This window comes from Pseudoalteromonas sp. S3776 (assembly GCF_005886915.1).
GTDB lineage: Bacteria > Pseudomonadota > Gammaproteobacteria > Enterobacterales > Alteromonadaceae > Pseudoalteromonas.
The window spans coordinates 1-225 of the sequence record NZ_PNCU01000104.1 but is presented as its reverse complement, the minus strand read 5'-3'; the positions used below and the strand labels follow the sequence as shown (position 1 = coordinate 225).

2 tRNA genes are annotated in these 225 nt (G+C 45.8%); both read left to right on the top strand.

Annotation, left to right across the window (positions count from 1 at the left end):
- Position 1: 1 nt before the first annotated feature.
- A tRNA-Leu gene (locus CWC16_RS19340) sits at positions 2 to 86 on the top strand.
- A gap of 40 nt (positions 87 to 126) precedes the next feature.
- Positions 127 to 201, top strand: a tRNA-Gln gene (locus CWC16_RS19335).
- The last annotated feature ends 24 nt before the right edge of the window (positions 202 to 225 follow it).

Sequence of the window (225 nt, the reverse complement as noted above, 5' to 3'; positions counted from 1 at the left end):
TGCGGGAGTGGCGGAATTGGTAGACGCGCTGGATTTAGGTTCCAGTATCTTAGGATGTGAGAGTTCAAGTCTCTCCTTCCGCACCATGTTCTTGATAAGAACTAAAACTATCAATTAATTCTTTGTTGGGATATCGCCAAGCGGTAAGGCACCAGGTTTTGATCCTGGCATTCCCAGGTTCAAATCCTGGTATCCCAGCCAACTTCTTCTACCAAAGAAACGTTG